This window comes from Zoogloea sp. (assembly GCF_023150065.1).
Taxonomy (GTDB): domain Bacteria; phylum Pseudomonadota; class Gammaproteobacteria; order Burkholderiales; family Rhodocyclaceae; genus Zoogloea.
This window is the reverse complement of record NZ_JAKLLN010000013.1, coordinates 65,809-82,413: the sequence shown is the minus strand read 5'-3', so window position 1 is coordinate 82,413 and position 16,605 is coordinate 65,809. Positions and strand designations below refer to the sequence as shown.

Annotated in this window: 18 protein-coding genes and 1 pseudogene; 5 read left to right on the top strand and 14 right to left on the bottom strand. The window is 66.1% G+C overall.

Features of this window, described 5'->3' with window-relative positions:
- Nucleotides 1–109: 109 nt before the first annotated feature.
- Both L6Q67_RS15035 and L6Q67_RS15030 read left to right on the top strand, forming a co-directional pair.
- The gene (locus L6Q67_RS15035) at nt 110–313 is read left to right on the top strand and encodes a hypothetical protein (RefSeq protein WP_166300562.1); all 204 of its coding nucleotides are present in this window, start codon (nt 110–112) and stop codon (nt 311–313) included.
- A gap of 746 nt (nt 314–1,059) precedes the next feature.
- A complete protein-coding gene (locus L6Q67_RS15030) occupies nt 1,060–2,262 on the top strand; it encodes an integrase domain-containing protein (RefSeq protein ID WP_166300559.1) in 1,203 nt (400 codons plus the stop codon).
- Nucleotides 2,263–2,331: 69 nt separating this feature from the next.
- Here the strand turns inward: L6Q67_RS15030 and L6Q67_RS15025 are convergent, their stop codons facing one another.
- The 13 genes from L6Q67_RS15025 to L6Q67_RS14965 all read right to left on the bottom strand — a co-directional run bounded on the left by L6Q67_RS15025 (nt 2,332) and on the right by L6Q67_RS14965 (nt 11,533).
- The gene (locus tag L6Q67_RS15025; protein ID WP_166300557.1) at nt 2,332–2,547 is read right to left on the bottom strand and encodes a hypothetical protein; all 216 of its coding nucleotides are present in this window, start codon (nt 2,545–2,547) and stop codon (nt 2,332–2,334) included.
- 200 nt (nt 2,548–2,747) lie between these two features.
- The gene (locus L6Q67_RS15020; RefSeq protein ID WP_166300555.1) at nt 2,748–3,098 is read right to left on the bottom strand and encodes an H-NS histone family protein; all 351 of its coding nucleotides are present in this window, start codon (nt 3,096–3,098) and stop codon (nt 2,748–2,750) included.
- Between the two features lie 107 nt (nt 3,099–3,205).
- A complete protein-coding gene (locus tag L6Q67_RS15015) occupies nt 3,206–3,406 on the bottom strand; it encodes a hypothetical protein (RefSeq protein WP_166300553.1) in 201 nt (66 codons plus the stop codon).
- Nucleotides 3,403–4,242 carry a PRTRC system ThiF family protein gene (locus L6Q67_RS15010; protein ID WP_166300550.1) on the bottom strand — a complete coding sequence of 280 codons (840 nt, stop codon included), beginning with the start codon at nt 4,240–4,242 and terminating at the stop codon, nt 3,403–3,405. Before L6Q67_RS15010 ends, L6Q67_RS15015 begins: the two co-directional genes overlap by 4 nt.
- 51 nt (nt 4,243–4,293) lie before the next feature.
- Nucleotides 4,294–4,995, bottom strand: coding sequence for a PRTRC system protein A (locus L6Q67_RS15005; RefSeq protein WP_296570932.1), 702 nt, complete (start codon nt 4,993–4,995; stop codon nt 4,294–4,296).
- Nucleotides 4,992–5,741: a PRTRC system protein B gene (locus L6Q67_RS15000; protein ID WP_166300548.1), complete on the bottom strand. Its 750-nt coding sequence runs from the start codon at nt 5,739–5,741 to the stop codon at nt 4,992–4,994. The genes L6Q67_RS15005 and L6Q67_RS15000 overlap by 4 nt, the downstream gene beginning before the upstream one ends.
- Nucleotides 5,742–5,767: 26 nt before the next feature.
- Nucleotides 5,768–6,850, bottom strand: coding sequence for a PRTRC system protein F (locus L6Q67_RS14995; RefSeq protein WP_296570928.1), 1,083 nt, complete (start codon nt 6,848–6,850; stop codon nt 5,768–5,770).
- A complete protein-coding gene (locus tag L6Q67_RS14990; RefSeq protein ID WP_166300546.1) occupies nt 6,847–7,314 on the bottom strand; it encodes a PRTRC system protein C in 468 nt (155 codons plus the stop codon). The genes L6Q67_RS14995 and L6Q67_RS14990 overlap by 4 nt, the downstream gene beginning before the upstream one ends.
- Before the next feature lie 112 nt (nt 7,315–7,426).
- A complete protein-coding gene (locus L6Q67_RS14985; RefSeq protein ID WP_166300543.1) occupies nt 7,427–7,927 on the bottom strand; it encodes a PRTRC system protein E in 501 nt (166 codons plus the stop codon).
- 78 nt (nt 7,928–8,005) lie between these two features.
- A complete protein-coding gene (locus L6Q67_RS14980; RefSeq protein WP_296570924.1) occupies nt 8,006–9,775 on the bottom strand; it encodes a PRTRC system ParB family protein in 1,770 nt (589 codons plus the stop codon).
- 65 nt (nt 9,776–9,840) lie between these two features.
- Nucleotides 9,841–10,086, bottom strand: coding sequence for a hypothetical protein (locus L6Q67_RS14975; RefSeq protein ID WP_296570922.1), 246 nt, complete (start codon nt 10,084–10,086; stop codon nt 9,841–9,843).
- Nucleotides 10,087–10,088: 2 nt separating this feature from the next.
- Complete coding sequence (locus L6Q67_RS14970) at nt 10,089–10,379, bottom strand: hypothetical protein (protein WP_296570917.1); 291 nt, start codon at nt 10,377–10,379, stop codon at nt 10,089–10,091.
- Complete coding sequence (locus L6Q67_RS14965) at nt 10,376–11,533, bottom strand: phosphoadenosine phosphosulfate reductase family protein (protein WP_296570914.1); 1,158 nt, start codon at nt 11,531–11,533, stop codon at nt 10,376–10,378. The genes L6Q67_RS14970 and L6Q67_RS14965 overlap by 4 nt, the downstream gene beginning before the upstream one ends.
- A gap of 207 nt (nt 11,534–11,740) precedes the next feature.
- On the opposite strand from L6Q67_RS14965, the gene L6Q67_RS14960 reads away from it, so the two are divergent.
- From L6Q67_RS14960 to L6Q67_RS14950, 3 genes are all read left to right on the top strand, one after another.
- On the top strand, nt 11,741–12,733 hold the full coding sequence (locus L6Q67_RS14960) for a hypothetical protein (RefSeq protein ID WP_296570909.1): 993 nt from the start codon (nt 11,741–11,743) through the stop codon (nt 12,731–12,733).
- A 26-nt stretch (nt 12,734–12,759) separates the two neighbouring features.
- Nucleotides 12,760–13,800 (top strand): SMEK domain-containing protein, encoded by a 1,041-nt coding sequence (locus L6Q67_RS14955; RefSeq protein WP_296570901.1) that lies wholly within the window; start codon nt 12,760–12,762, stop codon nt 13,798–13,800.
- Between the two features lie 166 nt (nt 13,801–13,966).
- Entirely contained in the window at nt 13,967–14,275 is a 309-nt protein-coding gene (locus L6Q67_RS14950; RefSeq protein WP_296570898.1) for a hypothetical protein, read from the top strand.
- Between the two features lie 144 nt (nt 14,276–14,419).
- On the opposite strand, the pseudogene L6Q67_RS14945 reads toward L6Q67_RS14950, so the two are convergent.
- A pseudogene (locus tag L6Q67_RS14945) lies at nt 14,420–16,173 on the bottom strand (helicase C-terminal domain-containing protein).
- Nucleotides 16,174–16,605 lie beyond the last annotated feature (432 nt).

The window sequence follows — 16,605 nt, the reverse complement described above, 5'->3', positions numbered from 1 at the left end:
GAGTACCTCCGACCACGCCGCCCCGCGTCTTCCGTGTCGGACTACGGTCTCACTGGATCGGACGTCGTCAAGACCACGCTTTCAGCGCCGAGGGCGCTCCCAGGGGTCAATGGGCATCGAAACCCTCACGATCAAAACCAGAGGCAGGCAAGAGCAATGTCAACCCCAGGCGGCGGGCCATTCCGGAGGGCTTTCCAAAAATAAGCGCCCCTCGCGTTGCAATTTCAAGGGCCACCCGCAAACGCCGCCGTTCTGGCGTCAAGTGGGTGGCGCGGCCCTGCTCGTCATTGACCCGATCGCGGCCTGGGTGTGAACTACAGTCTCCCGAGGCCTCCTGGCCTGCTCCATCGCGGAGCGAAAGGCGTTGCGGTCGTTACCCGCCTCTTCAAGTCCCGATCCATGAATCGGGCTCGGCATGGCCCCTTGAGCCCATGCCCGAAGTGTTTCCCCCGTAGAGCAGCGCAGTGCATTGCTGGCAGTCATCTGCCAGACGTTCCCCGAGAACGAGTCCTGCGTTCGAGCAGTTCCCCGGCCGGCACCTGATGCCGCGCCGCTGTTCCCGTCATCCCTTCGAGCACGCGCACTTCGCGCAGCACATGGCTGTGTTGGCCCCTTGTTGGGCTCCCCATGTGCCCCTCGCTCGTGAACCTCGCACTGCCCTGGACTTTCGGTCAAGGGGCGGACCCATGCAGGGGGATGACGCTACGCATTCAGAGGATTGATCCCCCATGGCGCGCAAGGCCAGACCTTGGCGCCGATGTTGTTCCCGGCCCATGAGGCGGGACGGCATCCCAACTCTCGACGAACGCAGAAATGCGAAAGCGAGACGGATCACCGTGTTCATTTTTAAGAACGACCGAGTCGGCTGACGCGCATCCCGCGCCTCACCGGCAAACCCCTGGGTAGGCATGGCGCGCTCGTGGTCGCACGCCTTGCTGAAACACCTGACCACGCATCGCCCGCGCATCGGAATCCGCGAGGCGATGAACCGATGGATTCCACCCCATTCCCGCTGTGCGCCGCCGGGACGGCTCACGGCACTGCTGTCGGAGATTTGCCATGTCCAGATTCAACACACAACACGCCCCCCGCCGTGTCCAGGGTTCCCTGGGCGCGTGGCGTGACGCCCACCATCACCAGCCGCGCCGCGACCAGGAGCGCGCCACCCTGTCGCCGGAGCAAGCCCTTGAACGGCTGCGGCCCGGCCACGCCGATCCCATGCGTGTGCTTGACCTGCTGATCACCCTGTACAACGCCCAGCACACCGCACGGGAGAAGACCGTCTCGCACAAGACCCGGCAGGAGCGCGCCGACTTCCTGCGGCGCTTCTTCCGCGACCTGCACCAGAAGGCCGGTTTCAAGATGGTGCCCGACCCGCGCAACCTGGGGGATCGCCACATCCGGGCCATGGTCGCCGTCTGGCAGAAAGAGCGGCTGGCGCCGGCCACGATCCAGACCTACCTGAGTTTCCTGCGGGGACTGGCGATGTGGTTGGGCAAGCCGGGCTTCATCCGCAAGCCGGATCACTACGGCCTGACGCCCGCCGAATACCAGCGCCACGAAAACGCCGAGCGCGACAAGAGCTGGACGGCGGCCGGCATCGACATCGACGCGGTGATCGAAGAGGTGTGCCTCTACGACCGCTACATCGGAGCGTCGCTCAAGCTGATGCGCGCCTTTGGCCTGCGGAGGAAGGAATCGGTCATGTTCCGACCGCATCGCTGCGTGGTGCCGTTCGAGGCCACGGGGCTGCCGTCCGAAGAACGACAGGCCGACAGCTACGTGCGGATCAAGGAAGGCGCGAAAGGGGGGCGGCTGCGCTTCGTCCCGCTGGATTCAGCGCAGCGCATGGCGGCGCTGCGTTTCGCCCAGGCGCTGGCCACGGATGACGACGCACACATGGGCGATCCCCGCCGCAGCCTGGATCGCAACCTGCGGCGCTTCGACTACGTGATGGGACGCTTTCAGCTCACCAAGGAAGGGCTGGGCGCCACGTCGCACGGTCTGCGGCATGAAGCATTGATCGACCACTACAGCGCGAAGGCCGGGGTTGCACCCCCGGTGCGCGGCAGAACGGACGTGCCCCCGGATGTGGATGCGCAAGCCAGGCTTTCGGCTGCCCGCTTGGCTGGCCACAATCGCCCCCGCGCCTCGGGAGCTTACTTAGGGGGACTGCTGGCGCGGCAAGCGGCGCAGAAGGCCCAGCCGCCAGACGCGAAGCCGAGTACGCCGGGCGATGAAGAGATGCCCGAGGAGCGCTGAACCGTAGGGGTGCGCGCTGCGCCAAAGAGAACGGGGGCATTGCGGCCCCGTTCCCACATTCCGCAAGGATCACCCGGCCTTGTCCATGCGCCGGCGCAGTCCTTCCCGGTAAAGGATGGACCCGATGCGGCACAGCAAGGCCGCGTCGTCATCGGAGAGTTCGAGGCCGTCCATCCAGGTGGCCAGTTGAACGATGGCCTCGTCAATGGCTTCGGCACTGCCGGTGATGTCCAGCACTTCGGCCTGCGCCTCGAACTGCTTGATGATGGGATGATCCTCGCTCATCGGGTCACCCATTGAAGTTCAGGCGCTCCCGCGCCCGTCGGAGACGGCCAGATGGCCGTCTTGGGCCAGTCATTCAGATGATCCATGCGTGTGATTCTTCGAGCGGAAATGAGGCGGGTTTGCGCCAGCATACGCTCGAAGGTGCGATGAATGAAACGTCATGAATCGCAGCCACGGCCAGGGCTGCCATCCATCTGGGGCTAGGCGAGCAGTTGCTCGGCCGTCTTGCCGCTGGCCAGCGCCTCGACGAACCATTTGGGCTTGCGGCCAAACCCCGACCATGCGTTGCCCGCATCATCCTTGTACTTGATGCGTGCCGGGGCGCTGCCAGCACCCCTGCCCGCTTTCGGCTTGGCCTTGGTGCTGGCCTTCGCCTCCTTCTTGCCGCCGCGAGCCAGACCGAGGTCGGCGGCCGTGAAGCCATAGTAGGCAATGGCGTCCTTCATCTTGGCCGCCACTTCTGCTTTCTCGGATGCGCGGATGGCATCCGCCTCCTGATTCAGCTTGGCGATTTCCCGGTCGATCTCTTGCAGGGTGCGTTTGCGTGCCATGAGCGCTTTCGTTGCAGCTTGTCCGTCTGACGCCGGGTCGGCAAAGCCGCGTCCGGGGTTGTCCCAAGTCTATCGGAGGATCAGCCCTTGCCCCGATGCGCCCCGGACTACGCCGGAGACACCCCGAAATCCTCGTCGGGCAGGATGGCGCATCTCATGGATGGCACCGCCCCCGAAGCGAGTTCTTCTTCGGCAACCGCGTAGCGAGAAAGCGCCGCGCATCGGGCCAGCGACTCGTTTTCCTCGGACACCGTGCCGATCACCACACCGCACCCTTCACGGCTGACCCACACGTTCCAATCCTTCATACCATGGCCTCCTCGGCTGCAGGCTCTGCGTGGGCATCGTCTTGAGAATGCCGGAATCCGAAGCGCGCCCAGGTTCGAGGATCGACCTCGATGGGGCCGGTTCGCTTGCTGTCGAGGTTGATGACCACGCCGTGCTGGCCCAGTCCGCCACGGGAGAAAAGTTCGTAGAGCAGCAGCGCACCGAAGCGCACGGCCACGTCATTGACGAACAGCCCCTGCGAGGCCAGCGACATGCGAACGGAGCAAGATGGCTGGTTGTCCTCCACGACCGTCTCGTCGAGCAGTTCCGGGAAAAGCTCGGTGACGCACGGCAGTCTCGGGGCATCGCCCGCGTTGCGCAGCACAGCGTGGTTGTCCGGCTGGCCCAGCACCACTTGGGCAGTGGTTTCCGTGTTGCCCAGGTCGAGCCAGTAGCGACACGGAACGTGATCGCGGAACAGGAACTGATGCAGGTTGCGGCGTGCCACGCGGCTATCCACGCAACTGATCAGGATGTCAGCGCCACCTGAAATCCGGTGCCCCTCCACGTAGTCCTCGTAGCGCATCGGGTAGGCGTCCCAGTCGAGGCCGTAGAACTGGTTGAGCCGATGCACCGTCACCAGCGCCTTGTATCGGCCGAGGTCGGCGGCGCTGTACAACTGCCGCCCGACATTCGCCTCGCTCACCCGGTCGGCGTCGAAGGCCTGCACATGCAGCCCGTACGGGTGGCCGAGGGCGCGCATCGCAATGTCCAGCCGGGCAAGGCATGTCGCCATCTGCGCGCCATTGCCCCCCACCCCGACCAGATGGCAACGCACCCGGCGCTCCAACAGTCGGGGATCAATTCGATGTTCCATGCACAGCCTCCATGACGTGTTGCACTCAGTGTCCCGCGCCGGGGGCCGCTTTCAAGCGCCTGTCCAGCGGCGGATGACGCTGCGCATCCAGCGGTTCGGCCAAGGGGCGGATTCCTCGCCGTCCACCCTGTCCGCAAACGCATCAGGCCCCGGCCACGGGTGGCGCGGCAAGTCCTGGTACAGGCCGTTGATCACCAGCCGGAACCGCGCCATCGGCTTGGGCTGATCCAGCAGACCGAACACCCCCGCCACCTTGATGCCCTGGTCGTCCCGGTCGTCGTCGGCTGACCAGAACGCCGGAGCCCGTCCGTGCGTGTGCAGGTCCACGGCCACGGTTTCGTCGTCGGCCATCGGTGGCCTTCGGTAGTCGATGCGAACGGGTGAGGCCCGCACTGCCTCGCAGAACGCCAGTCGCAGCCGCCCGGTGCCGCGCGAGTAGATCAGCACACCAGCGGCTTCATCGGGCAGGTGCTTGCGGCCATGAGCGACAAACGCCTCGATCAGCGGGATCGGCAATTGGCCGAAGCTGAAACGCAGGTGCTCCCGGACTTCACCGTAGGGCAGGCGCATCGCCGGGGTATCCAGGCTCAGTGCGGTGATGCAGTCGAGCCAGTCCAGCCGGGTCTGGACGAACCAGCCGTTGCTCGCCACGATGATGCGCTGGCCGTTGGCCATGTCCGGCAGCGGGCTGAAACGCGGTGCGGCCACCACCGGGCAGGAGGCCAGCAAGGCTTGATCGCGCACGTCCATCATGCGGCCCCCTTGCGGTCTTTTTCTCCGAGCAGCCCGCCCAGCGTCGTCTTGACATCGACCAGCACGCGCTCCGGGAAGCGGGCGAAACGCCGGTCGAGCATGTCGCGCCAGAAGGCATAGGCGCCGCCCCGGTAGCGCAGCAGCTTGCCGGTCACGTTCGGGTGGGTGAAGTAGGAGCGGAAGAAGGCATCGTTCCAGGCTTCGATCTTCTCCACCGTGGTGCCTTCGGGCTTCGGCACATTGCCTTGGCAGATACCGCCCTGCCCATTGACGTTGAAGAATGGGGCTTGGTACAGCGGGGTCTGCGGCGTCGGGCGGCGGCTTCCCTTGACGGCCCAAACGCCCCACGTCCGGCTCGATGCCGCGAAGACCAGCCCCGGCAGCGGCACCGTCTCCCCGCGCTCGCCACCGCCGAAGGCTTCGGCATGGTCGCCATCCACCCGGAAGGCAATGTGGCGGCGTGCAGGCGGTACCCACCACAGGATCAGGTCGCCATGCACGTAGAGCACCGTCTCGGGCAGGAAGCCGCTGTGGGCCACCCGCTGGAGCAAGGCTGCGGCCAGTTCGCGTGCCGCCTGCGCGGTCATGGCGCGGCCCGCGCCGATCACCGGCGCACCGTCCACGGTCATCACCTCGTGGACGGTGGCCAGCGCGCCGCCGTTGCGGCCGTGGTAGAGCAGCACCGCCTGATCGAGCGTCAGCACGTTCTCGGTCGGGGTGTGGATGGAAAACTCGGCTTCGTTCATCTTGGAATGACCTCCTGAGAACAGTCTCAGTCGCTCAGGGCGTGAATCAAGCGGTCGATCAGCGCGATGGCCTCAAAGCGCAGGCCCAGGCGGGCAAAGCAAGCACCGAGCGCGCCGGGGTCGTCGAGCGAGATCACTGCCTCGCCCATGCGGTCGCAGAACTCGGACTGGTGCGCGAGGTTGAGCAGGTCGTCGTAGATGCGCGTCGTGATGTCGGCCTCGTCCCAGGACAGCACGGCCCCGAAGCCGATGTACTCGCCGTCGATGTCGGGCCGGAAGCTGTCGTCCAGCGCCAGCTTGGACAGCGCCAGTGCGTCGGCGACGATGGCGCGCATCGCAGGGTCGGTCAGGGTCTTGGCTGCACGCCGCAGATCGCAGAGTCGCAGGGCCGCCTCGCCCTTGCGCCGACGCCTCCCCTTCTCCGGTCGCACCAGCCAGCGCCGCGCCCACTCGGGATAGGCGGCGTCGAGCATTGCGCGGGTGACCATTTCGTCGCGCATGGCCTCCCGGTCGGCTTCGTTGTCGTCCTCGCACATCATGTCGAGCGCGGCCTCTTCGTCCGACTCGCCCTGCCAGTACAGATAGGACGACACGTCGTCGGCAATGTCGGGGGTGAAGACGGGATAGACGTAGCGGCTCTGCTCGCGCAGCACCTGCAACACCGTGGCCCCGAGGCCCGGCATCGCCGTATTCAGCGCTTCCAGTTGCCGGCCCACCGGCCATTCGCTCTCGTGGTACTCGCACCAGTACAGGTCGAGGTAGGCGTAGGCGCTCTGCTTGCCTTCTCGGCTGGCCGGGTGGTGCTGGTGCTCGTCGAGCACGTTGATCGCCACACGGGGTTGCAGGCAGTGCAGCGGCCCGATCAGGCGCTTGATCCAGGCGTCGATAGCCTGCTGGCAGGCTTTGAGCGGATCGGGTTCGTTCGCGGGCAGCGCATCCTCATGCACGATGCCCGCATCGATCAGGCAACGGCACAGCCCCGCGTTCGCCTTGGCCTGCGAACGCGAGGCCACCGACAGCGGCACCTTCCCACTCAGTTGAGGCAGCGCCAGGATGGGCATCGCGGCGAAGACTGGCCTGTCCATGCCGATGTTCAGGTTCGGCGTCATGCCACCGGCGCCAGCATGTCGCTTGTCGCCGCCGAGCGGTGCGGGCGCGCATCGAGGTGCGGCTTCGCCAGGGTGGCCTGGGCGAACCGGCTCATCGCCGTCGAACGGGCCAGCACGCTACGGCGCGACAGCGCGGCGGACAACTTGGACTGCGCGCCGCTCGCCCCTGCCTCGTCGGCCTGAATCGTCGCCAACAGGGCTGCAAGGCGCGGGCCGGCCTCGCCGCCTTCGGCCTGCACCCCGGCAGGCGCAACGCCTGCGCCCTTGGTGCCGACCGCCTTGCGGAAATTGAACTCCTGCACGCCGTCGCGCACCTCGCCGGGCTCGACCTCGGCGCTCACGAGTTCGGGGTACTGCGCGCTGTAGAGGTCGCGCACTTCGCGGGGTTCGAACCCCGGCACGTCCGGCAGCATGATGCCGTTGTAGCGGAAGGATCGCCTGATTTCGAGAACTGCAATCGACATGGTGTTTTGCTCCTTGGTTCGGTGAGATGGCGGTCGCCTTCGACCGCCTTGGAATCCAGTCTCTCAACCGAAGGGGCGGTTGCAAGCCCACGTCGCGGCGCTTCGGTGGCGCTCAACCGAAGAGGTCGTAGGACTCGGCACCCGCCGTTGCTGCGGTTGCCGCAGCGGCGGGCGTGGCGCTCGTGCAGGCGGTGTCGGCTCCCTCGTCGTCATCCTCTGCGGGCGTCGCCTGGACAGGCATGTTCGCGGGGCTCGCCACCTTGCTGGTCACGCCGGTGGCGGCACCGGACTTGGCGGCCTTGCTCGCCGCATCGCTGGCTTTCTTCACCGAAGCGGCCTTCGCCGCCTCGATCACCTCCTTGGTCGCTTCCGCCTGCTGCGCGAGGCTTTGGCGCACCTCGCGGTAGCCGGTCAGCGCCGCGATGAAACCCTCATCGAATTCCTGCGGGGTCGCCGTCAGGCTCAGGGGCTGCGTCAGCGTCGGCTCGCTCACGTCCTTGCGCGGCTTGGGAATCACATTCACGGTCAGCCGGCCCGACTTCTCGTCGGCGCTCACCGTCATGGTCAGCGTCGCGGTCAGGGCCAGCGCATAGAGTTCTGCAAACAGGGTCATGTCACGCTCCTTCAAAAAAGAAATGCCTTCGAAGACCATGCTACGAAGGCATCGGGGGTTTTCCAGTGGCTGCGGCGCTCACGCCGCCAAGGCGGCGTCCTCGTCGGCGCCTTCTACCTCCTCGGCCGCATCGGGGTCGAGCGGTTCGACTTCGGGCTGCTCAGTCTTGCGTGGATAGCGCATGACGGCCGGGACGGAGCCGTCATAGGGGAAGTCCGAAACGGCAAGCAGCGCCTTGATGAAGTCGGCCTTCTTCTTCTCGCGGGCCAGCTTGTAAAGGCTCGCCCCTATCTTTGCGCGCAGCCCCACCTCACTGGCCAGGGCGTCCAGTTCGCTCAGGGTGAATAGTTCAAGGAAGGCAGCGTCCCATTTGAAGTGTTTTGCCTCATCGACCTGGAGGTAGTTCAGCAGCGCCTCCAAGTCGTGCGTGGTCACGCCGAACGCGGCTGCGGCGGTGACCGCGAGGGTCAGCCGTTCCAGGTGCTGTGCGTCGATGGCATCCACCTCTTGCAGCAGGCCGCGAAAGCCCGTTCCCTCCATCGCACCCGCGCCGGCGATCCGGCTCGCCGCCTGCCCGTACTCGGTGCTGCGCACGTCGCTGGCCCGGCCCGAGCGCGCCAAAGCGACCATCACGCGCCGGTTGCGCTCTGGCTGCACCATGAGTTCCTTCGCGGCCCATTTGCGCCACTGCATGAGCCGGTAGTCCACGACGCGCTGCGGCGTCTTGTTGCTCGGCGCAGTGGCGGGCTTGGCATTCGTCTTGGACGCCGGCTGGCGCTTGCTGCCTTGGGCCACGGCCTTGTCAGACGTCCTCTCCTGCTTCGTGCTCTCGCGCTGCGCCTTCACCCACGCGGCGACCTTCTGGCTGTTGCAAGCCGCATCGAAGCACAGGGAAGTCGTCACTTCGCCCTGCGTGCCCGGCATGGCCGAGACGGCACAACCAAAGGAGGCACAGCCTTTGCAGGCCGCATACTGTGCTGCGCCGACACCGAGCGCGCCGTCCTCGGCCACTGACAGCGGCAAGAAACCATCGGTCGCCTTGACGATGCGAACCATGGGGTACTGCTCGCCCAAGCTCGCCGCCTTCGCCGCCACGGCCTGCTGCGTGAGTTCGTCGTAGTGCGTAGGGTGCTGGCAGAAGCCGTCGCCCAGGCTCGCGTCGAACAGCCCGGACTGGCGAGACGAGTTGTGCTGGCAGGCCGCACACTGTGCGATGTCGAAGATGGCGTCAGCCAGACGGCGGGCGAAGCGGCCAAGCTGCTCCTTCAAGACGCCCACCGGCACCTTGTGCGCAATCACACCGGTCAGCACGGCGTTCTGCTTCTCAGGCGGCACCCCGGCCAGCAGTTCGGCGTGACCAAGCTGAATCTGCCGGTGCGTGAGTGCCTTCAACACAGCGGGCGTGCAGGTCAGCAGCGCCAGCCGTCGCTCCAGCAGTTCGGGCTTCCAGCCAAGTGCTGCCGCCGCCTCGTCCTTATCACCCTTGTGGCGCATCAACTGGCGGCGGGCGGCTTGCGCCTCCTCGGCGCGCGACATGGCGGCACGGTGATGGTTTTCGATGGTGGCGAAGGCTTCGGCCTGCTCGTCGCTCAGTGCCTCGATGACGACGGGCATGTCGTAGTCGTCGCCGAAGACGGTCTGGGCGGCGCGCCAGCGGCGCTCCCCCGCCACGATTTCGTAGCGGTCGGTGCCGGGGATCGGGCGGACGAGGATGGGCTGGATGACGCGGCCGGCAGCGCGCAGGCCATCCTCCAACTCGGCCATTTCCGCCGGGTCGAAGTATTCGCGGGGGTTCTTGCCCTGCACGATGCGGCGCAGCGGCAGGGTGGGATGGTTCGGTGTGTCCATGACGGCCTCCTGATGGGATGTCTTCATGCTCTCGCCGGGCCGATCTCTTTCAAGGACCTGCGCCCTCACCGGCTCGTCTGCGAACCAGCCCCCTGGGTTGCCGCGATCAACTCGTCCGCCGCCTGCTGCGCCCAGCGCAGGCAGTACGCCAGCGAGCCGTCGTCGTGGTGCATGGCGCTGAGTTCGGTCTGTTTGCCGCGTTCGATCCGGTTCCAGGCGCGATCCGCTTCACGCAACAGGTGCGCGACTTCGCACAAGGCGTCGCGGTCGTTCAAGGTGATCCGGTCGAGCAGTTGCTGATCCAGCTTCATGGTCAGGCCTTTGTCGAATGGGTGCGGCCCGTCATGCGTTTCAGGCGCGCCGCCAGTTGTCGGTGATGGTCGGAAAACCGGGTGAGGTTCGGGTCGCTGTTCGCCTGCTTCCACCATATGCTGGCGTAGTCCTGGATCACGGCGTTGTAGCCACAATCCGGGCCGTCCTCGTCGAACTCGGCGCACAAGCGCTGGATGGCCTCGCGGTGGCCGAGTCGGCGCAGCGATACCAGCACACCCGGCGTCCAGACCACCCACACGTTGCCGCCGAAGGCGCGTCCCACGGCCATCATGCCTGCCGTCGCTGGGTCTGTTGCTGGATCAGCGCCGCGTAGCGGGCGCCGACCGCATCGCCGTCCAGGCAATCGACGGCGATGCCCACGGCTTCGGCAACGCGCTGGCGCACCGATGCGAGGTGCCGCGCCTCGGCCGGCGTCGGCATGCTCACCGGCCAGCCCGCTTCATAGAGCAGGTGGGCGGGAATCTCCGCCTCGGCAGCCTGCCGCTGCGCGGCCCGCTCCTTGACCTCGACAAGGGCCGCGAGCAACGGTGCATCGAGCAAGCCCGGTGCCACGTCGCCCAGCCAGCGCTTGCTCTGGAACGAGAAGGTCGAGCGAGTCTCCAGTTCGACGATTTCGCGGTAGATCGCTGCGTTTTCTTCACAGCGGGTGGCGGCCAGCAAGTCGGCCTGCGACGCCAGCACACAAAACGCACACGAGACCCGGCTGCTGCCGTAGATCCGGTAGGCGGCATGCAGGATGTCCCCACGCGTGCGGATGTAGTCGAGCACGTCGCTACGCGGCCAGTGGATAAGCGGGTTCCAGGTGAGGCCGATCCCACGCGAGCGGGTCAACCGCTCGTCCCGCTTGGCTGCTGGCGCGCGGGATCGTGCGGGACTCTCCTCGCGCCGGATGCCCACGGCCGAAATCACCGTCCCGGTCGGGTGCCGTACCCGGATGGCGCGTGCGATCACCGCAGACTTCAATTCGCTGGTGCAAAAGCGCTGGGACGCCGAACTCCACGGCATGATGAGCTTCACGCACGACAAGGCAGCGTAGCGCTCGACGTTCGCTGTCCAGCGCGACAGCCAGCGATCCATCATGTCGCCCGCCGCACGGCGCACGACGATCAGCTCCCAGCCCAAGCGCTCGGCGAGCCGCTCGCAGACCAGGATGGAATCGCGCCATTCCACACGCCCCAGGTCGCTGTGGATCAATGCCCGCGTTCCGGCGTGCCCGATGGTGTCGAGATAAGCCTGAATCCGGTAGGCCAGCGCCTGGCTGTCCTTGCCGCCACTGACGCCGACATAGACCGGCGCATGGCCCATCAGGGCGATGTCGATCTGCGGATTGCGCGCCACGGCAAAGCACTCGGCTGCGGCCGTGCTTGCCGCGATGGTTGGGGGAAAAGCTGCCGATGCCAGCCAGGGCAGTTCGATCTGTTCCACGATAGACCTCCTGCTCCCAGGCTACGGACGCCATCGCGGAATCAAGGTCAGCACCTTGACGAGCCGCCTTCAGCTTCTCGTGAGACATCGTCCGCTTGGATCATGCGAAGGGCTGACGGGGGAGCGCGAATGCCAAAACCATGTCGTTGGCGCGCGTCGCGTGGCACACTTTCCGAAACGAATCACTCTGGGAGGCACGACAACAACATGAGCAAAGGCATCAAGATGCGCGCAGCGCGGGATCGCCATGGACACCGTCACACGGTCGAGGAACTGCAAGGCATGACGGATGGGGGCGGTACCGCGCCTGATCTTCGTTGCGACGATCCGTCATGTGGCTGCGATGTCCGGTTCGTCCCGCGCTACCAGCAGAACCGGGCCAACCGCATCGAGCCCGTCGATGTACCGGCCTACATCGGCCTGACCCGTGGATCGGAACACGCCGCCGGCTGCCGCTACGACGCATCGGGCCGCCTGAAGATCATTGCGGCGCAATCCGACCCGGAGTTCCTGAACTCACTGGAAGACGGGAAGCGGGAGCTGCGTCTGCTCGCCCTGCACAACGGACTTCGCAAGCACGGGCTGTCGGGCAGTGCACCAACGGTCATTGACAGCGGCCTCACCGCCGGAGCACCCAAGACGGCGACCGAGGTGATCACCTCGGAGAAGCGGCTCGACAGCTATCTGCGCACCACGGCCGACCTCCTGGTCCTGCGCGCGATGTGCGAGTCCGATGCTCTGCTTGCCGCCGAACTGGTCCTGCGATTGGGTACCAAGCGGCTTCCCTGGAAACAGTTCTTCTTCGAGCATGATCGCTTCGATGAAGCCTGGGAACTGGTTGCCAAGGGCGGCAACAACCCCTATCCGGTTGCCCTGGTCGGTTCCGTGCGGTCTTTCCATCAGCCCCCCGCTGGTGCCAAGTACAAGAGCAGCTTCCTCAACTGTCGGCCGCTGTATCGCAAGACGGACGATCCCATGCGGATAGAGTCGTTCGAGGTCAGCATCGCACACCCCGATGCTTCCTGGCTCGGCGGTTTCCCACCTGATGCCGAGATTGTCATGTTCGGTCTCTGTAAGGTAAGCGGCCCGATCGAGAACACCTCCCCCGACAAACCCGACCGGACGCGATCCGTCACCTATGTGGCCCACAAACTGACGCTCACGCCGAAGTCCAAGAAGCAGATCGTCCTCATCCCCTGAGCGCCACACAACGACAAAGGAATCCCGTGATTACACGCGGCCACTACATTGGCGAGATCATTGACGAACTCAGCACCGTCGCACAGCAGGTAGCGATGCGCAACAGGCTGGGCCTGACGGATCTGACGGTCTATGCCGAGAACTTCTTCCGGGACATCCTGAACGTTCTTCTTGGCAGCCATCTGCACAACCTCAACCAGGAGCGCTCCAATGAACCTGGGCTGGATCTTGGGGACGAAAACCTCAAGCTCGGGATTCAGGTGACATCACGGGCGGACGCGGCCAAGGTGCACTCGACGCTGGAGAAGATCACGGGCGCCCAAGCCGCCAAGTTCACCAACATCGTCGTACTGGTGGTTGGCAGAAAGCAAGGCTCCTACACACTGGACCCCACACTGTGCGCCCCACATCACTTTGGTGCCGGCAACATCTGGGATATGGATGATCTGGCGCGCAAGACGGTGGGCCTGCCAATCGACGCGCTGCAGAAACTGCACCAACTGATCCGGACCGAGGTTGCGCGCCTGAAGGTCGAGCTTGAAGTCCCCAACGAGGAAGGGAAGTACCCCACCTCGGGGTACGACCGATGGGAGGCTCGGATTACGCCCAAGGTGGGCAACGGCGACGCCTTCATCGACTACCTGCGCGATGAAGTCGGTGCCGAGTTGAATGACAAGGAGACCAAGGAGATCCGTCAGGCGCTTCAGAAGCTTGGGAAACGCCTCTCGCGACTGCCAAGGATCACCCGAGAGTTCCTGGTCATGCTTTATGAGCGCAAAGAGACGGGGAAATCCCGCCGGTTCCAGGATGCATGGGCACATGCGCTTTACAGCAAGGTGGAACGCGAGTATCGGGGCGCAGACCTCAAGGGAGAACTGGACATCCTTGAACATGCCGGATTCGTCAGCATTGACGGCGAAGACCCCTACAACTACGGACCGCCTGAGATTGGCATGCGCATCACGTTCGACAGCGACGACCTGGCCGCTCAGTTCCTGGATTTCGTCAAAGCGAAGCAACTCGACTTGCGGAAAGTGATCGGCACGGCCGATCTGTCCGTGTTCTGAAGCACCTCTTCGCGGCAAGCCTGTTTGCCTGAGTGCCACGCGGCACCGACACACTGCGCTTCATCGCGAATCTCATCGACATGCAGCGGGAACGGTCTTTTGGACTGGGCGATGTCGAGTGATAAGGTAGGGGAATTTTTCACCGTTCGTCTGCTTTGCTGTCCTGATGTCCTCGCCGTCCTACACCGTCCTGAAACTCTTCAAATCGCCACGTGGCCACCTCGCCGAGATATCCCGAACGCGTGACCGCTGCGAGACGCGGGGGAACGAGTGGGTCTGGATCGCGGAGCGGCACGTCACGACACTCCAACTGCGGCCGGGGCGCGGTGCCCTCGACTTCGAAGAGGGCCAGTTGCATCTCAAGGACGATGCCGGTGAGTTGCGCTGGTTGAATGGCGAGATCGAAACGCTGAGCCGCGTCGCCGTCGAACTACCTCAGCCGTCACTGAGCGTCCTGGACTCGCACCTCAGTTGACCCTCGCCCGGCCTCTTGCCCAAAGGCCAGCATGGAGGTCAACGACTTACGCTGCCACAACCCCGCGCAAGCCTGCGAGCGAAAGGGCTGGCGCAACAAACGGTACCGGACCTGTCACGCAGCGTACAGCAAGAGCCGTAGGATTCAGGCCATCGGCGTCGAGACAAGACGCCGAGTTGGCTGCGTCTCCCCGACCACCATCCGAAATGGCGGCAGTCCGCGCAGCAGCTGGCGACCCCAATGCGTGCTCCCAAGGCGTGGATCGAACACGGTCACGGTCCCGCTGTCCTCATCGGTGCGCAGCAGCCTGCCGACGGCCTGCGCGAGCCGGATGCCGACCTCGGGCACACTGAGCGTCATGAAGGCCGAACGCCCCTGCCGTTCGACCCACTCGCGCCGGGCCTGCTCCATCGGGCTGCTGGGTACCGCGAACGGCAGCTTGCGATGACGACGTGCGTACAGTAGTCGCCCGGCAGATCGACACCCTCGGCGAGGCTCGCCAGGCCGAACAGGACGGACGGCTCGTCCTGGTCGACGCGCTGTTTGTGGCGGGCGATCAGTTCCTGCCGCGACACCTGCCCCTGCATGAGCACGCGTGCGCGGAAGGCCTCGGGCAGCCCGTCGTAGACCTCCCGCATCTGGCGGCCCGAGGCGAACAGCACCAGCGCGCCGAGGTCGCAGGCCAGCAGCGCCGGCAGGCGCTCGGTCACTTCGGCCGTGTGCGCCGCAGCGTCCCGCGGATGTGCCCGCACGCGCGGGATGTGCAGCGTGGCCCGACGGGCGTAGTCGAACGGGGACGGCACGTCGAGCCGATGCAGCGCCGGGTAGGCGGACAGGCCGCTTTCCTCCAGGAAGGGCTCGAACCGGCCGCAGGCCCGCAGCGTCGCCGAGGTCAGCACCGCAGCACCTACACGATTCCACAGGAGGGCGCGCAGTTTCTCGCCGCCGCCGATCGGTGCCGCGCAGACCAGGTAGTCCTGCGCGTGCGCGGCGCCGGCGTGACGCTCGACCCAACGGGCCGTGGGCAAGGCCTGGGCTGCGTCCTTGCGCAGTATCCAGGCCCAGGTCTGCTCGACGTGGGCGAGCTTGGCGAGGTAGAACCCCAGCCCGGACAGGTGCGTCTGGACCTGGGCCGGGCGATCACCGGCCGCCGCCAGCATCGCCTCGCGCACGGCCTGCAGCACCTGCGTCATCGCCGCCGCGGCCTGGGCCAGCCCGGCGCCGATCTCCCGCCAACGGTCCGGCAGGATGCCGTGAGGAAAGCGCCAGACGGTCGCCTGGGCCTCGAAGCGGCAGTGCTCGCCCACCGCCGCGTGCAGTTCATCCATCCGCTCGTCGAGCGCCAGCGACGCGGCCGCCACCGCCTGGGTCAGCGCCACATCCAGGCGCAGGGCCGCGGCCGCGTCCTCGGCGAGCGCCGCCGCCCGTTCGATCCAGACCTGGGCGCCCTTGAGCGAATGGCGTGCGGCGCAGTGTTCGACCACCTTGGCCGGCAGGCCGTGGGCTTCGTCGAGCACCAGCATCGTGTCAGCAAGGTCGGGAAGCACCGCGCCGGGCTCCATGTCCGCCGCCGCCAGCAGCAGGTCGTGGTTGGCAACGATGAGGTCGGCGTCCTTCATCTCCTGGCGCGCGAGGTAAAAGGGGCAGCGCTTGAACTGGGCGCACTTGCCGCCGAGGCAGCCCTGCCGGTCGGTGCTCACCGCGAGCCAGTCGGCGTCGGGGATGGCGCTCGGCCAGGCATCCCGATCGCCGGACCAGGTGCCCTTGGCAAAGGCGTCCGCCAGCCGTCCGAGCAGCCGCACGCCGCTGGGGCGGGCAGCCGGCGTGTCGTCCTGCGTGGCCGCGTCCGGATCATCGGGCAGTGCGGCGCCGGTGCGCTCGCCGCTCTCCAGGCGCATCGGGCAGACGTAGCGTGCGCGCCCCTTGGCCACCACGCAGGGCACCTCGAACGGCAGGCACTGGCGCAGCGCGGGCACGTCCTTGTGCAGCAGTTGCTCCTGCAGCGCGACGGTCGAGGAAGCGACCACCAGGTGCTTGCCGCGCAGGTGGGCCAGCACCAGCGCTGGCAGCAGGTAGCCCAAGGTCTTACCCGTCCCAGTGCCGGCCTCGATCACCGCGAGGTGTGCGCCCTCCTCCCGTGCGGCGGGATCACCGATGGCGGCGAGCGCGTGCGCCGCCGTGGCCATCATCCGCAGTTGCGGCTGGCGCGACGTGAAGCCCGGCATGCCCTGACGAACGGCGTCAAGGCAGCGTCGCATCAGGGTCCTTTCTTTCTCGGTAAGCATGGGACCAGCATCCGTTGGTCCGAGGGGTTTTCAAGGGCGATGCCT

What these genes read in the sequence shown, in the direction of transcription:
- L6Q67_RS15025 (WP_166300557.1), bottom strand. Translation starts at nt 2,547, where the DNA reads ATGAGCGAGGATCATCCCATCATCAAGCAGTTCGAGGCGCAGGCCGAA.
- L6Q67_RS15015 (WP_166300553.1), bottom strand. Translation starts at nt 3,406, where the DNA reads ATGAAGGATTGGAACGTGTGGGTCAGCCGTGAAGGGTGCGGTGTGGTG.
- L6Q67_RS15000 (WP_166300548.1), bottom strand. Translation starts at nt 5,741, where the DNA reads ATGAACGAAGCCGAGTTTTCCATCCACACCCCGACCGAGAACGTGCTG.
- L6Q67_RS15035 (WP_166300562.1), top strand. Translation starts at nt 110, where the DNA reads ATGGGCATCGAAACCCTCACGATCAAAACCAGAGGCAGGCAAGAGCAA.
- L6Q67_RS15020 (WP_166300555.1), bottom strand. Translation starts at nt 3,098, where the DNA reads ATGGCACGCAAACGCACCCTGCAAGAGATCGACCGGGAAATCGCCAAG.
- L6Q67_RS15030 (WP_166300559.1), top strand. Translation starts at nt 1,060, where the DNA reads ATGTCCAGATTCAACACACAACACGCCCCCCGCCGTGTCCAGGGTTCC.
- L6Q67_RS15010 (WP_166300550.1), bottom strand. Translation starts at nt 4,242, where the DNA reads ATGGAACATCGAATTGATCCCCGACTGTTGGAGCGCCGGGTGCGTTGC.
- L6Q67_RS14980 (WP_296570924.1), bottom strand. Translation starts at nt 9,775, where the DNA reads ATGGACACACCGAACCATCCCACCCTGCCGCTGCGCCGCATCGTGCAG.
- L6Q67_RS14960 (WP_296570909.1), top strand. Translation starts at nt 11,741, where the DNA reads ATGAGCAAAGGCATCAAGATGCGCGCAGCGCGGGATCGCCATGGACAC.
- L6Q67_RS14975 (WP_296570922.1), bottom strand. Translation starts at nt 10,086, where the DNA reads ATGAAGCTGGATCAGCAACTGCTCGACCGGATCACCTTGAACGACCGC.
- L6Q67_RS14985 (WP_166300543.1), bottom strand. Translation starts at nt 7,927, where the DNA reads ATGACCCTGTTTGCAGAACTCTATGCGCTGGCCCTGACCGCGACGCTG.
- L6Q67_RS15005 (WP_296570932.1), bottom strand. Translation starts at nt 4,995, where the DNA reads ATGATGGACGTGCGCGATCAAGCCTTGCTGGCCTCCTGCCCGGTGGTG.
- L6Q67_RS14950 (WP_296570898.1), top strand. Translation starts at nt 13,967, where the DNA reads ATGTCCTCGCCGTCCTACACCGTCCTGAAACTCTTCAAATCGCCACGT.
- L6Q67_RS14995 (WP_296570928.1), bottom strand. Translation starts at nt 6,850, where the DNA reads ATGACGCCGAACCTGAACATCGGCATGGACAGGCCAGTCTTCGCCGCG.
- L6Q67_RS14990 (WP_166300546.1), bottom strand. Translation starts at nt 7,314, where the DNA reads ATGTCGATTGCAGTTCTCGAAATCAGGCGATCCTTCCGCTACAACGGC.
- L6Q67_RS14970 (WP_296570917.1), bottom strand. Translation starts at nt 10,379, where the DNA reads ATGATGGCCGTGGGACGCGCCTTCGGCGGCAACGTGTGGGTGGTCTGG.